The organism is Gordonia sp. PDNC005 (assembly GCF_016919385.1).
GTDB lineage: Bacteria > Actinomycetota > Actinomycetes > Mycobacteriales > Mycobacteriaceae > Gordonia.
Window position 1 is genome coordinate 1,182,789 of record NZ_CP070351.1, and the last position, 14,071, is coordinate 1,196,859.

The 14,071-nt window shown below is 66.2% G+C and carries 10 protein-coding genes; 7 read left to right on the forward strand and 3 right to left on the reverse strand.

Features of this window, described 5'->3' with window-relative positions; genetic code table 11:
- The first annotated feature begins 155 nt into the window (after positions 1 to 155).
- Together JVX90_RS05575 and JVX90_RS05580 are read left to right on the forward strand one after the other, a co-directional pair.
- Positions 156 to 1,382 carry an Ig-like domain-containing protein gene (locus tag JVX90_RS05575; protein WP_205331423.1) on the forward strand — a complete coding sequence of 409 codons (1,227 nt, stop codon included), beginning with the start codon at positions 156 to 158 and terminating at the stop codon, positions 1,380 to 1,382.
- A gap of 141 nt (positions 1,383 to 1,523) precedes the next feature.
- The gene (locus JVX90_RS05580) at positions 1,524 to 2,663 is read left to right on the forward strand and encodes an acyl-CoA dehydrogenase family protein (RefSeq protein ID WP_205331424.1); all 1,140 of its coding nucleotides are present in this window, start codon (positions 1,524 to 1,526) and stop codon (positions 2,661 to 2,663) included.
- A 42-nt stretch (positions 2,664 to 2,705) separates the two neighbouring features.
- Here the strand turns inward: JVX90_RS05580 and JVX90_RS05585 are convergent, their stop codons facing one another.
- Genes JVX90_RS05585 through JVX90_RS05595 form a run of 3 tightly spaced genes read right to left on the reverse strand, consistent with a single transcriptional unit; the run spans position 2,706 to position 7,410 of the window.
- Positions 2,706 to 4,232 carry an aspartate aminotransferase family protein gene (locus tag JVX90_RS05585; protein WP_205331425.1) on the reverse strand — a complete coding sequence of 509 codons (1,527 nt, stop codon included), beginning with the start codon at positions 4,230 to 4,232 and terminating at the stop codon, positions 2,706 to 2,708.
- On the reverse strand, positions 4,229 to 5,545 hold the full coding sequence (locus JVX90_RS05590; protein WP_205331426.1) for an MFS transporter: 1,317 nt from the start codon (positions 5,543 to 5,545) through the stop codon (positions 4,229 to 4,231). Before JVX90_RS05590 ends, JVX90_RS05585 begins: the two co-directional genes overlap by 4 nt.
- Entirely contained in the window at positions 5,542 to 7,410 is a 1,869-nt protein-coding gene (locus JVX90_RS05595) for a membrane dipeptidase (protein WP_205331427.1), read from the reverse strand. Before JVX90_RS05595 ends, JVX90_RS05590 begins: the two co-directional genes overlap by 4 nt.
- 71 nt (positions 7,411 to 7,481) lie before the next feature.
- Here JVX90_RS05595 and JVX90_RS05600 point away from each other — a divergent pair, with 71 nt between their 5' ends.
- The 5 genes from JVX90_RS05600 (at position 7,482) to thiD (ending at position 14,053) form a co-directional block, all read left to right on the forward strand.
- Positions 7,482 to 7,979: a nuclear transport factor 2 family protein gene (locus tag JVX90_RS05600; protein ID WP_205331428.1), complete on the forward strand. Its 498-nt coding sequence runs from the start codon at positions 7,482 to 7,484 to the stop codon at positions 7,977 to 7,979.
- An 88-nt stretch (positions 7,980 to 8,067) separates the two neighbouring features.
- Entirely contained in the window at positions 8,068 to 10,311 is a 2,244-nt protein-coding gene (locus JVX90_RS05605; protein ID WP_205331429.1) for a glycerol-3-phosphate 1-O-acyltransferase, read from the forward strand.
- Entirely contained in the window at positions 10,308 to 11,816 is a 1,509-nt protein-coding gene (locus JVX90_RS05610; RefSeq protein ID WP_205331430.1) for an HAD-IB family hydrolase, read from the forward strand. The genes JVX90_RS05605 and JVX90_RS05610 overlap by 4 nt, the downstream gene beginning before the upstream one ends.
- A 34-nt stretch (positions 11,817 to 11,850) precedes the next feature.
- Positions 11,851 to 13,245 carry a wax ester/triacylglycerol synthase domain-containing protein gene (locus JVX90_RS05615; RefSeq protein ID WP_240194149.1) on the forward strand — a complete coding sequence of 465 codons (1,395 nt, stop codon included), beginning with the start codon at positions 11,851 to 11,853 and terminating at the stop codon, positions 13,243 to 13,245.
- Between the two features lie 19 nt (positions 13,246 to 13,264).
- The gene (gene thiD, locus JVX90_RS05620; protein ID WP_205331432.1) at positions 13,265 to 14,053 is read left to right on the forward strand and encodes a bifunctional hydroxymethylpyrimidine kinase/phosphomethylpyrimidine kinase; all 789 of its coding nucleotides are present in this window, start codon (positions 13,265 to 13,267) and stop codon (positions 14,051 to 14,053) included.
- The last annotated feature ends 18 nt before the right edge of the window (positions 14,054 to 14,071 follow it).

Consider the following 14,071-nt stretch of genomic DNA (forward strand, 5'->3'; position numbering starts at 1 on the left):
TGCTACACCCTTCGGCGGTGTGGCGGTAGGCGCTGACCGGTCATGCGGTGAGGGATGACGGTCGATGTCGGATACGTGAAACGTGTTCGGCGTCTCGTACAATCGAGAAAACGGAATACCGGTCCGTTTACGGGTCACACAGTTTTGGGAGCAAGATGGGCATCACTCGGAGCGGGCTCCGTCGACCTCGCGTCAAAGCGACATCAGCAGTCGCCTTGATGGTCGCCGCCACCGCATTCCTCTCGGCGTGCAGTGGCGTCAGCGGCTACGACAGCGAAGTGCACGCGAACGGCGAGTTCGGCGACATGATCAAGCCTGCCGTCTCGATCACCGACGAGGCCGGCAAGCCGCTGACGAAGAACGAACTCGGCGTCCAGCCGGGTCGTCCGGTTGTCGTCAAGGCCACCGAGGGCGCCATCTCCGATGTGCGGATCAAGAAGGCCGACGGTGGCCTCATCAAGGGTGAGTTGAGCGACGACGGCACCACCTGGACCAGCGCTGAGCCCTTCGGGTACGACCGGACCTACACCGTCAACGCGACCGCGACCGGAGTCGGTGGCAAGACGGTGCAGACCACCAAGTTCCGGACCCGTTCGCCCGAGAACCAGACCGCTGCGTACATCGGACCGCCGGACGGCGAGACCGTCGGCGTCGCACAGACCGTGTCGGTGCGCTTCGACGAGGCGATCGGCAACCGCCAGGCCGCACAGGACGCCATCAAGATCACGTCGACCCCGTCCGTCGAGGGCGCGTTCTACTGGATCAGCGATCAGGAAGTCCGCTGGCGTCCGGAGAACTACTGGGCCTCGGGCACCAAGGTGAACGTCAAGGTCAACATCTTCGGCATCGACCTCGGTAACGGCACGTTCGGCCAGGAGAACGCCTCGTCGAGCTTCAAAGTCGGCCGCGACCTCGAGATGTTCGTCGACGACAACACCAAGATGGTCGTCGTCAAGAAGAACGGCAAGGTCATCCGCACCATGCCGACGTCGATGGGCAAGGAATCCGCGCCCACCAACAACGGCATCTACATGATCGGCGACCGCGTCGACAACATCATCATGGATTCGTCCACGTACGGCGTCCCCACCAGCTCGGCAGACGGTTACCGCACGCCGGTCGACTACGCCACGCAGATGTCGTACAGCGGCATCTACTTGCACTCGGCGCCGTGGTCGGTGTGGGCGCAGGGCAACACGAACACCAGCCACGGCTGCCTCAACCTCAGCCCGGACGACGCACTATGGACTGTGCGCAACACGCTGCGTGGAGATCCGGTGACAGTCAAGAACACGATCGGCGACCCGCTGCCGGGCACGGACGGCCTCGGCGACTGGAACATCCCGTGGTCGACGTGGAAGAAGGGCAACGCCAAGGGCTGACCGCGATGTAGCGAGTCGCTCGAAGCGAAGAGTTTCCGAACTGGTCAAGGTCCGGTGGGGTCATCCCCACCGGACCTTGTCATTGGTCGGTGTTAAGATCGCGGCGATCGAAAAAAGTCACCGAAGATTGGTATGAACACCATGGCTCGTCCCAGCTGGGAAACCGAGGATCTGTCCGCACTGCGTGAGATGGCGCGCGCTTTCTGCGAGAAGGAGATCGCGCCCAACACCGAGCGCTATATCGAGCAGCATCACGTCGATCGTGACCTGTGGACCAAGGCAGGCGAGGTCGGCCTTCTCGGTATGTCGATCCCGGAGGAGTACGGCGGCGGTGGCGGCACCTTCGCCCACGAGGCGGTCTTGATCGAGGAACAGGCACGTGTCGTCGACTCCGCATGGGGTCAGAGCCTGCACAACGGCATCGTCGCTCATTACATCCTCGCGTACGGCTCCGAAGAGCAGAAGAAGACGTGGCTGCCGAAGATGGCGTCGGGAGAGGTCGTCGGCGCGATCGCCATGACCGAGCCCGGTACCGGTTCGGACCTGCAGAACATCAAGACCAAGGCCGTCAAAGACGGTGACGACTACGTCATCGACGGCTCCAAGACGTTCATCACCAACGGCGGCCAGGCCGACTTGGTGATCGTGGTGGTGAAGACCGATTCCAACGAGGGCGCCAAGGGCATCTCGCTTGTCCTGGTCGAGACCGACCGCGAAGGCTTCAGCCGCGGGCGCATCCTCGACAAGGTCGGCATGCGCGGTCAGGACACCGCGGAGTTGAGCTTCTCCGGCGTCCGCGTCCCGCAGTCGAACCTGCTCGGCGACCAGGAGGGCCTCGGCTTCATCCAGCTCATGACGCAGCTTCCGCAGGAACGCCTCATCATCGCAGTCGCGTCGGTGGCCGGCATGGAGGTCGCGCTCGAGAAGACCGTCGCGTACACCAAGGAGCGCACCGCGTTCGGCCGCCCGGTGTTCGGCTTCCAGAACACCAAGTTCAAGCTGGCCGAAGTCGCCACCGAAGCCCACGTTGCACGCGTCTTCCTCGACGACTGCATGGAGAAGCACCTCCGCGGCGAGCTCGACATCCCGACCGTCGCCATGGCGAAGTGGTGGACCACCGATCGCGCCATGCAGGTCGCCGACACCTGCCTGCAGCTCTTCGGAGGCTACGGCTACATGAACGAGTACCCGATCGCCCGCATGTGGGCCGACAACCGTGTCCAGATGATCTACGGCGGCACCAACGAGATCATGAAGGAGATCATTTCTCGTTCACTCTGAGATCGTTCGAAAGATCGATCGAATCGTCAAGGTCCGCCGGCGTCATGCCGGCGGACCTTGTTCGTTGGACCGATCGTGGGAGGGGACGGGGTTGGTGAAGGCGGCGAGGAACTCGGTCAGCATCTTCGCGGTGACCGGCCTCGGCAACAGATCGATCGCAGCGATCACCGCGCTCAGGTCCAACGCGTCGGACGCGGAGGTGGGATCGGTGTGCGGATCGATGCCCGCGCCGACGAGGACCGCCTCGGTTGTCGCGGAGTCCAGCCCCAGTGCGTCGTCGATGCTGACGGCACCAGATGTGAACGCCGCTCCCAGTTCAGCCAATGCGGCAGGTGCTTGAGCAGGCGCGACACCACGGGCAGCGGCCGCACCCAGCACCAAGGCCTCCGACAACTCGCCGACGATCCGCTCGGTCACCGGCGTGATCGTCAGATGTGTGCTCGGCGCGAGGACCGTGCCGTCGCTTTGTGTGAAGCCGGGCTGGGCCTGAAGGGTGAATCCACGTGCGGCCACTTCATCGGCCCAACGGTGCGGGTCGACGGGATCAGGGGAGTCGCGATCTGCGGCGACGGCAAAAACGGGTCCTTGCGGATCACCGACCACTCGGAGTCCCTCGATGCCCCGGACGGTGTCGATCAGAGCAGACCGGGCCGATGAGACGTCCCCGACCAGCCTGCTGAATCCATCGGAGCCCAGATGGCGGGTGATAGCCCAGGCGGATGCGAGTCCGGCTGCCGATCGAGAACCGAGCAGCGTGGCGTTGACGATCGGGTACCCGGGCCAGTCGGTGGTCGCGAAGTAGGCGGCACGATGACGGTCACGGTCGGTGTGCAACAGAATCGACGCACCTTTCGGCGCGTATCCGTACTTGTGGAAGTCAGCGGACAGGCTCGTCACGCCGGGCACCCGTAGGTCCCAGGCGGGCAACTCGTCCGGCCACCACGCCAGGGCGAACCCGCCGAGGCACGCGTCGACGTGCAACGGCAGACCGAGGTCGAGCGCGACTTCTCCGACCTCCTCGATCGGGTCGAGCGCTCCGGTCGGGTAATTCGGTGCCGACGCCACCAGCAGAAAGGTGTCGTCAGTGACGGCGTCGGCCATCACCTTCGGGTCGACGCGGGTGGTGACCGGATCGACCGGCACCCTGCGGGCACTCACTCCGAGGAGCTTTGCGGCCTTGTCGAACGCTGCGTGGGCAGTCGACGGCATCACGATGCTGCCGGATCCGGCGCGGGTACCGGAGTGCTCGCGCGCTGCGAGGACCGCGAGCACGCAGCTCTCGGTTCCGCCGGAGGTCACTGATCCCACCGCGTCGTCCGACCCGAATGCGGTGCGCGCGAACGTGATCAGATCTCGCTCACAAGACGCGACAGAGCCGAAGACTGTCGGATCCAGACCGTTGACAGGCTGGACGAGAGCGGCCGCCTCGGCGGCGAGTCGGTCGACCTCGTCGAGGCCGGGATCGTAGACGTACGACAGGATCCGTCCGCCGTGAGTCGGAGCGTCGGCGGCCCGCCGGGCGGCGAGTTCGGCGAGGACGTCGTCGATGGGGCTGCCGGGTGAGGTCACGGGGTCGCCTTTCGTTCGTAGCGAAGGAGGACTGCGATGCTGACCGAGACGAGCAGAGCCGGCAGCAGCGAGAACCCGAGAGAGATGCCCGTACGAGCGAGGTCGGTCTGCTGGGCGGTGTCGTCTCCGCTGGATGATACGAAACCGGTCGCCGCCAATACGAGCAGGTAAACACCGGGACCGAGTGCCAGGCCGAGCGTTTCGCCGGCCGTCCACAATCCGGAGAGTGCGCCGCCTTGATCGCGTCCGCGATCCTGCGACACCTCATCGATCACATCGGGCAGCATCGCGAGGGGGAAGGTCTGCATGCCGGCGTAGCCGACACCGGCGATCGCGACCAGTGCGAAGATCCACGGCCCCGGTGCTGTGGCGGCTCCGGACAGGCCGAGCGCTGCGGCGCCGAACAGGACTGACGCCGCGAGCAGGCCGGCACGTTTGCCGTGGCGCACCCCGACTCGCACCCACAGGGGCATCACGAGAAGCGCCGGCGCGACGAGTGCGACGAAGACGATCGTCAACGCACTCTTGTCCTCGAGCACGTACGTCGCGAGATACTGCGCACCCGCGAGCATGACCGCGGAGGCGAGTGCCTGCAGCACGTAGACGATCAGCAGGATCCGGTAGTGCGTGTTGCCCGTGAACGCCGTGAACGCGTCGCGGTGATGCAGATCCGCAGAGTCTGCGCCGATGACGGGGCGGGCCCTGGTCGCGGCGGACGACGTCGCGACGGTCATACCAGTCGCGATGAGCGCGACTGCCGCCACCGCCATCACCACGTAGCCGACGGCACCGCCGCCGAGAGCGTCCCGCACGGCGGGGGCGCCCGCCCCGATCACCAGAATCGTCAACGCAAGGACGGCGATCCGCACGGAGACGAGTCGGGTCCGCTCGTTGTAGTCGGGCGTCAGTTCGGTCGGCAGCGCGACGTATGGAACCTGGAAGCAGGCGTACGCGACCGCGCTGAGCGTGAAGAACACCAGGACCCACGTGGCGGCGGCGGTCGGCCCGAACGACTGCGGTGTGCTGAAGGTGAGGACGAACGCTGGGACCAGCGCGAATGCGCCGAGTCGCATGAGTCGTGTACGACTGCCGGTCGCGGCGGCCGCGCGGTCGCTGATCGCGCCGATGACCGGGTTGATCAACACATCGATCGCCTTGGGGATCACCACGACGGCCGACGCGATGAGCGCGGCCACCCCGAGGGTGTCGGTCAAGTAGTACGCCAGGACGAGTCCGGGCAGGACGCCGAAGCCTCCGGTGCCCACACTTCCGGCGGCGTACCCTCCGACAACTCTGCGGGGGAGGGTCGTCATGGTCGGTAGGCCTCCACGCGCTCCCACATCGCGGCGTACGACTCCGCTGCCCGGTAGAGGTCGGCGACAAGGGCGTTGCCGTCCGCGCCCGCCTGGAGTCTCATTCCCTGAATCCAGTCGGGAAGCAGGCCGTAGTGCGCGGTGCCGTCCTTCGTCACGTCGAACACCCGGACACCGGTCCGCTGGCGACTGACGACGGTGCCGTTGGGCATGGTGAAGGGGTAGGTGACGGGTGTTCCGGTCTTCCGCGGTGGTGCCTGCGAGCCCAGACCGTTCATATCCGGACCGAACCCGAGGCCAAAAGGACGGCCCTTCGGCGCCGCTTTGCGTGCCTCTCGCCATTCGTCGATGAACGACTCGGTCTCGCCGCCGTACAGGCCGACGACGCCGCCCGTGGCCATGATGCGACGGTAGTTCAGCTCGTCGGTCCACGAATGGGAGGAGACGACACCCGGGTACCGGAGAGCGCTGACGATGTCGAGCGCGCGGTCGGACGACTTCGCCGACAGATGATCGACGTCGACCACCATGTTCCGCTTGATCGTGGCCTTCACGGCGTATTCGCCGAGCCGGGTGAGTCCACGAACGTTGCACCGCTCCGAGCCGCGGCCGATCGCATCGTTGTCGTGGGTGTGACCGGGGCACTCGCCGACCTGCCAGAGTCCGCCGCCGGCGTAGACCTGACCGATCTCGACGCCGACGCCGGTGAGTCCGCCGTCCATCCTGGCACCACCGAGCGCGTTGTCGAACTTGTGAGTGAGGATCACCTGCCGGACTCCGAGACGGTGAAGCTCGTCGAGCCCACGGTCGATGTCGGCGGCGGAACACAGCGGGCGTCCGCCGACCGCGCCGCAGCCGAACGGCTCGGAGATCTCGATGCCCAGGGTCACGGCGAGCTTGCCGGATTCGACGATCCGGCGCAGTTCTTGCGAATTGGTAGCGATCTGGAAGAAGCCCTTACCCGGTCCGCCGGCCTGAGCGTCGATGTAGTCCCGAAGTTGCAGCATTCGGCGGTGCTGGATGCGCACGGACTCCATCTCGTTGCACGGTTCGTCGGACAGCGGGTAGATCTCGCACAGCACGCGGTTCTGGACGTAGTAGTTGTTGAGGACTCGCAGTCCGGATCGCCACGTCCTCTCGATCCACCTGTAGTAGGTCTGCTCATGAGTGAGCGAGTACCAGGCGGGATACCCCTTGAATGTCGGCCAGCCCTCCGTGTCATGGGGGCCGGGCTTGCTGAGGATGTGTTCGCTGACCGCCGGAATGCCGTCGGGCCGGTGGTCGGGGCAGTCCTGCAGGGCGACGGTGATGCCTAGCGGGCTGTACGGGCGGCCGCAGTGCATTCGGCCGCCGAGGAACTGTTCGGCCATGAGATGTGCGTGGGAGTCCACGAAGCCCTGGAGTCGCCCGCTGGGGTCGGTGCCGGTCTGAGTCGGCCCGCTGACGTCGATCTGCGCCTCGGGGAAAGCCCGACATCCGGTGGCCGGGGTGAGACGGACCGAGCGTGTGAGGCCGGCGGTCGAGGTGAACCGGTAGCTCGAACCGGTCCGGTCGACCTTCCAGATCGCCTCGTCTGTCGGCGTCGCCTTCCGGACGGCCTGGTTGCCCTTCGCGGTCAGCAGCGTGCCTGCGGTGTCGTAGAACAGGAACTTGCCGAGTGCGGCCGCCTTGGCTGTCGACGGGCCTTTGCCCGGAATCGTGGCGCCGCGGACCGCCGACATCGTGAAGCAACCGTTCGCGAGGTCGTACGCGGGGGTGGCGGGTGTTGCGGTGGCGGGCTGCGGGGTCAGTAGCGGCACGACGGCGATGACGGGCACCAGAAGCGCGGCGGCGAAGCTGCGCCATTTCATCCGTGAGACGTCCATGGTCGACAAACGTAGTCGATCGATCGATCAAATTGTGAGCTTTCGCTCATCGTGGGCATTACCGTGAGCTGATGGACACCACTCCGGCACAGATCGCCGCATTGACGGCGATCTCCGACATAACGACGCTCAAGCACAACTACTGGCGGGCATGCGACGCGAAGGACGTGGACGGCTTCCGGGCCTCGTTCATCGCAGACGGCGCGGTGATCGACTACGGACCCCTCGGCACGTTCGACGACGCGGGGCCGATGGTCGCGGTCTTCGAGCGGGTGGCCCTCGCGAAGGTCGACGGTCGGTACGCCGTTCTCGACATGCACACGGGCGGACACCCGGACATCGACGTGACCGGACCCGACACCGCACGCGGCCGTTGGTCGTTGCGATTCCGCCAGGTCAACACCGTCCAGCGGACCGAGACTGTGTCGGTCGGCGAGTACCACGACGAATACCGACTTGAGGGCGGGAAGTGGCGGATGTCCGTCTGCCGATTCACCCAGCACTGGTCGATGACACGTCCGATCGGCGACGACGTCGTCCTGTCCGAGGGTGTGTTCGCCGCCGGCTGAACGGACAGTGGCGCCGATTCGGGTCCGCCGGCCGCGTGAATCGACCACAATCGGTCTTCTCGGTTGATGTAGAGGGGTGGACTGTTCAGTGGGTGTGATCGTTCTGGCCGATGTGCGTACGACGACCGAGCAGGAGATCGTCGCGGAGTGGGCGGCATCCAATTACCCGGGAGTCGACGTACGTCGCCTCGGTGAGGTGGATTTCGGGGCGCTCGACCCGCAGACGATGCTGGTCCCGGCGCGTGTGGTGTGGCTGCCGCCGGTTCGCAAGGGCGAACGGCGGGTCGCGCTCGCCGACGCCATCGTGCTCTCGAACCCGCGGCGTCCTCCGGCGTTTCGGCAGCAGGCCATCAGGAGACTCGGGCAAGACCGGGTGCGTGTGGTCGAAGGTGTTCCCGCGACCGTCGCCGACCTCGGGGCGCGCTACGGGACCCAGCAGGCAGAGGGGGAGTCGTTCGCGTCGTTCGTCGCGATGCAGGCGTCGCTGGCGGCTGAACGGGCCGAACTGGAGATCGTGGGCACACGCTACAAGGTGCCGCGACTGGTGGCCGAGCAGATCAGTTCCTCGGCGCGCTTCCAGGCGGCGGCTGCGCAACTCGCGGCCGATCTGGGTCGCAGTGCGTCGACGGTGGCCCAGGAGGCGACCGAGAAGATGGGAACGTTCGTCGCCACCCAGAGCCGCCTGGTGCAGGATGTCTTCACGTCCACATTCAGCGGGTTGTATGAGCGGGCCTGGACCGTCACGGCCGACCTGGACACCCTCGGCCGACTGCGGACGCTGAACAAGTCGAACTCGTTGGTGTTCCTGCCGTCGCACCGGTCGTATGTCGACACCCTCATCCTGGCGAGCGTGTTGCACGACCACGACTTTCCGCAGAACCTCGTCCTCGGCGGCGACAACTTGGCGTTCTGGCCGATGGGTTCGATCGCCCGCCGTGCGGGCACGATCTTCATCCGTCGCAAGTTCGGCTCGGACCCGGTGTACAAGTTCGCGATGCGCTCGTACCTGTCGTTCATCGTCGAGAAGCACTTCAACCTCGAGTGGTACATCGAGGGCGGCCGGTCGCGCACCGGCAAGCTGAGGCCGCCGATGCTCGGACTCCTGGCGTATGTCGCCGACGCCGTCGAAGCGCTCGACGACGGTGACGTGATGCTGGTCCCGACGTCGATCGTCTACGACCAACTGCCTGAGATCGCGGCGATGGCGCGGGAGTCGGCCGGTGGTGCGAAGACGCCCGAAGACCTGAAGTGGCTGTTCAAGTACGCGCGGGCCCAGCGGGAGTACCGCGGTGAGGCCCGCGTGCGATTCGGCGAGCCGATCTCGCTGCGTACGGCGCTGGACGAAGCAGGCACCGGCCGTGCACGGCTGGAGAAGGTCGCTTTCCGTGTGATGGACGAGATCAACGCCGCCACCCCGATCTCGGCGACGTCGCTCGCCGGTTTCGCGCTGCTTGGCGCGGAGGACCGGGCCTACACGGCCCGGGAGATCGAGGAGATCCTCGCGCCGCTGCTGACCTACATCGACGCGCGGAAACTGCCCGGTCCCGACCCGTCCCTGTGCCGGGGGCTCGGTCTGCTGACGACACTCAGCGAACTGACCGACGCCGGGGTTCTCGACACGTTCGACGGAGGCCCGGAACAGGTCTGGTCGATCGCGCCGGACAATCATGCGGTCGCCGCGTATTACCGGAACGGCGCGCTGCATCACTTCGTCGACAGGGCGATCGTCGAACTCGGCATGCTCGCGCTCGCGGACGGAAAGCCGACGCCGTCGGATGGGCTGCTCGCGGCCGGACAAGCGGAGGCTCTCCGCACTCGTGATCTGCTGAAGTTCGAGTTCTTCTTCCCTCCGAAGGAGGAGTTCCTCCATCGACTCGGCCAGGAGATGGACCTGATCTCCGCGGATTGGCGCACCCGTCGTCCCACCATCGAGTGGGTGTACGACACTCTGTTCGCCAGCGCCGGAATGCTGCTGGCGCGTAGGTCGTTGCAGACCTTCTTCGACGCGCAGTATGTCGTCGCGACTCACCTGGCGAAGCTCGGGTCGGTCGATGTCGACAAGGACACGGTGCTGGCCGACTGCCTGGGGCTTGGTCGGCAGCTCGCGATGCAGGGGATCGTCAAGATGGACTCGGTGTCTCGCGAGCTCTACGACGGCGCGTACCGCCTCGCAGACAATCAGGGAGCCATTGCGGGAGAATCAGACGACGCCGTCTCAGCCGCGCGTCGGGCATGGCTCGACGACGTGCAAGAACTGCGGTCGCGTTTGACCCGGCTGGCTGCGATCGAAGCGGAACAGGCCGCTGTGAACCGACGAGAGGACCACCGGTGAGCGCGCTTGCCGACCGGCTGCAGGAGATCAAGGCCGCTCCGTCTGGGAAGCAGGTGTGCGCCTTCTTCGATTACGACGGGACGCTGCTTGACGGCTTCTCGGCGGTCGCCATTCTGCGCGCCCGGTTGAAGAGTCTGGAGTTCACCGGCGCCGAACTGCTCGACGGCCTGATGATCGCCCTGCGCGGCTGCTCGTCGGAGCAGGACTACGCCGAGGTGCTCGAGGCGACGCGCCCCGCGTTCGCGGGCAAGACCTACGCCGAGCTGCTCTCGATGGGTGAGAAGCTGTTCAAGGAGGACACGGCGTCCAAACTGCGTCCGCAGATGTGGCAGGTGATTCGCGCACACCGCGCCAAGGGACACCGAATCGTCATAGCGTCGTCGGCCACACGCTTCCAGATCGAGCCGATCGCGAAGCAGATCGATGCCGACCATGCCCTCGCGACCGACGTCGAAGTGATCGACGGGGTCGTCACCGGACGGATCCTGGGGCGTCCCCTCTGGGGCCCGGGCAAGGCTGCGGCGGTGCGTCGCCTCGCCGCCGAGCACGATCTCGATCTGGCGTCGTCGTTCGCGTACAGCGACGGAAACGAAGACGTGCCGTACCTCGAGTCGGTGGGGCATCCCGCCGCGATCTCCCCGCAGAGCGGGCTGCGGGCCGTCGCCGAGTCGCGGGGATGGCCGATCCTGGAGCTTCGCAATCCGTCACACAGCACCCTGGGCATGATGGCCAGGACGAGCGCGTTCTACGGGTCGTTCCTCGGCGGCGCGGCTGTCGGAATCGCGAGGGGTCTGATGGGCGGCGAGGACAGCACCGCCGCCATGCAAGACGCGGTCGCTTCGGGCATCGACACCGGATTCGCGTTGGCCGGAGTGAGCGTCGACGTCCTCGACGGGCGGGAGTACCTGGAGAAGGCCCGACCGTGTGTGTTCGTGTTCAATCACCAGTCGAAGCTCGACCTCCCGGTGATGATCCACCTGGTCCGCGATCACGCGACCGGTGTTGCAAAGAAGGAGATCCGCAGCGTTCCGCTGTTCGGACAGATCCTCCAGGTGGGTGGGGTCGCATTCATCGATCGAGCCGATGCGGGCAAGGCCATCGAGCAACTCGAACCGGTGGTCCAGAAGATCCAGGAAGAGGGGCTGTCGCTGGTGGTCGCCCCGGAGGGCACACGGTCGGCGACGCCGCGGATCGGGTCGTTCAAAAAAGGGCCGTTCCACATCGCGATGCAGGCCGGCGTGCCGATCGTTCCAGTTGTGATGCGCAACGCGGGTGAACTGATGTGGCGCGGCGCGCAGCTCATCAAACCTGGAACCGTCGAGGTGCGGGTCCTACCCCCCGTCGACACCTCCAGCTGGGTGCCGGAGAAGGCAGGCGAATACGCCGACCAGGTGCGTGAGGCGTTCTTGGACGCGCTGGCGGACTGGCCCGTGACGGCGTTCGACGACGGACGGATGACCAAGACCATGGGAGTCTTCGAATGGAAGGAGTCGGCGGGTGACTGACGACAAGCCGCTCGACTGGGGCAACGACGGCGAGATGAGCGCGGTCGACACCGTCATGTGGCGAGGCGACGCCGACCGTCGGCTCCGGTCGACCATCTCGGTCGTCGAAGTGCTCGACTGTGAACCCGATTGGGACCGGCTGGTCGCTGCTCACGACTGGGGGACCCGGATGGCGCCCCGATTCCGACAGCGTGTGGTGGAGTCACCGCTGCGCACGGGGACGCCGAGCTGGCAGGTGGATCCCGACTTCGACCTGCACTATCACCTGCGGCGCGTCCGCGTGGCAGGCGACGGTTCGATGAGCGAACTGTTCAGCCTGTGCGAGCAGATCGCGATGACACCGCTCGACCCGGCCCGGCCGCCGTGGGAGGGCTACCTGATCGACGGCCTGGCGGAGGGGAAGACCGCCTACTTCATGAAGGCCCACCATGCGTTGACCGACGGGATGGGCGCGATGCTCGTCGTCGCTCAACTTCACTCGACGACGCGCGAGCCGAAACCGGGAAAGCCTCAGCCGCCCGCGCCGAAGCCTGCCGAGCTGTCCGGGCTCGACGTGTTGTCGCGCCAGGTGAGCGAGGAGCTCAACAGGCTGCCTAAGCTCGCCGGCCTCGCCGTCGACGGGGTCCGGGCGCTCACCGATCCGAAGAAGACGTTGAGCCGTGTCCTGCGCTACGGCCGTTCCGTTCCGCGGGTCGCCGGGATGATCAGCCCTGAGGGATCGCCTCTGCTCGCGGGTCGCAGCGTGTCGTGGCGGTTCAGTGCGTTCGAAGCCGACTTCGGAGCGATTCGGGCAGCGAGTGCCGCGACGGGCGCGTCGGTCAACGACGTGTACCTCGCCGGGCTCATCGGCGGCTTCCGCAAGTACCACGATGCGAACGGGGTGTTCGCCGAGTCGATCCCGGTGGCCATTCCCATCTCGGTTCGCCAGGAAGGCGATTCGGCGAGTGGCAACCGAATCGCCGTCGGGCGCCTCGCGGGGCCCATCGGCATCGACGATCCGTTCGAGCGCGTGCTGACCATCCGTGAGCAGGTGCGGGCCGCACGCGGCGAACCCGCGGTCGACATCTTCAACACGATCGGCCCCGTCCTGGCGTGGCTGCCCGGGCAGGTTCTGACGCAGTTCAGCGGTACCACGGCGATGAACGACCTGCAGGCGAGCAATGTTCCCGGCATCCCGTGGGACACGTACTTCGCGGGCGCAAAGGTGGAGCGGATGTATCCGTTCGGCCCGCTGCCCGGCTGTGCCGTGATGGCGACGATGATCACGCACAACGGGGTCGCCTGTCTCGGACTGAACATCGACGCCGCGGCCGTCACCGACATCGACCTGTTCGCGGAATGTCTCGTCGAAGGATTCGAGGAGGTGTTCGACCTCGCCGAATCCTCGTCGGACGGCCACGGGGGATCACGAATGGTGAGGGTGATCTGACGGCCACTACCATGGCCCCATGGTTGACTTCGCATATGTGATCGCAGGCTCGGAGGCCACCGGCGGTGCCGGTATTCAGACAGACCTGAAGACGTTTCAGCAGCTCGGCGCGTTCGGGCTCGGCACGATCACATGCATAGTGTCGTTCGACCCCAAGAACAACTGGGGCCACCGCTTCGTGCCGGTCGATCCGGCTGTCATCGCGGACCAGATCGAAGCCGCGACCAGCGCGTACGATCTCGATGTCGTCAAGATCGGCATGATGGGCACGCCCGCGACCATCGACGTCGTCGCCGATGCGCTCTCCGGCCAGTCGTGGCGGCACGTGGTGCTCGATCCGGTCCTGATCTGCAAGGGGCAGGAGCCGGGGGCCGCGCTCGACACCGACCAGGCGCTGCGTGCGAAGGTGCTGCCGCAGGCCACAGTGGTGACGCCCAATCTGTTCGAAGCGCAGATCCTGTCAGGGATGGACTCGATTCAGACTGTCGACGACCTCGCTGAGGCCGCACGCCGAATCGGCGCGCAGGGGCCGCAGTATGTTCTCGCCAAGGGCGGGGTGGAGTTGCCGGGCGATGACGCCGTGGATGTACTCTTCGACGGCGACGACGTCACGGTGTTGCGTGCCCCGAAGATCGGAAGCGAGCGGGTCTCGGGTGCCGGCTGCACACTCGCCGCCGCGGTCACCGCGGAACTCGCGAAGGGCGCCACCGTTCTGGAAGCGGCACGTCGCGCGAAGGATTTCACAAGTGACGCCATTGCGGCTCGCGTCAGCGGTAACCTCCCGTTCGACGCAGTCCGACAGGGCTGACACACCAGGCGAGGAGAT

Bases quoted from the DNA above. Each gene is read 5' to 3' on its own strand.
- JVX90_RS05575 (WP_205331423.1), top strand. From the start codon at position 156: ATGGGCATCACTCGGAGCGGGCTCCGTCGACCTCGCGTCAAAGCGACA.
- JVX90_RS05580 (WP_205331424.1), top strand. From the start codon at position 1,524: ATGGCTCGTCCCAGCTGGGAAACCGAGGATCTGTCCGCACTGCGTGAG.
- JVX90_RS05590 (WP_205331426.1), bottom strand. From the start codon at position 5,545: ATGACGACCCTCCCCCGCAGAGTTGTCGGAGGGTACGCCGCCGGAAGT.
- JVX90_RS05595 (WP_205331427.1), bottom strand. From the start codon at position 7,410: ATGGACGTCTCACGGATGAAATGGCGCAGCTTCGCCGCCGCGCTTCTG.
- JVX90_RS05600 (WP_205331428.1), top strand. From the start codon at position 7,482: ATGGACACCACTCCGGCACAGATCGCCGCATTGACGGCGATCTCCGAC.
- JVX90_RS05615 (WP_240194149.1), top strand. From the start codon at position 11,851: ATGAGCGCGGTCGACACCGTCATGTGGCGAGGCGACGCCGACCGTCGG.
- thiD (WP_205331432.1), top strand. From the start codon at position 13,265: ATGGTTGACTTCGCATATGTGATCGCAGGCTCGGAGGCCACCGGCGGT.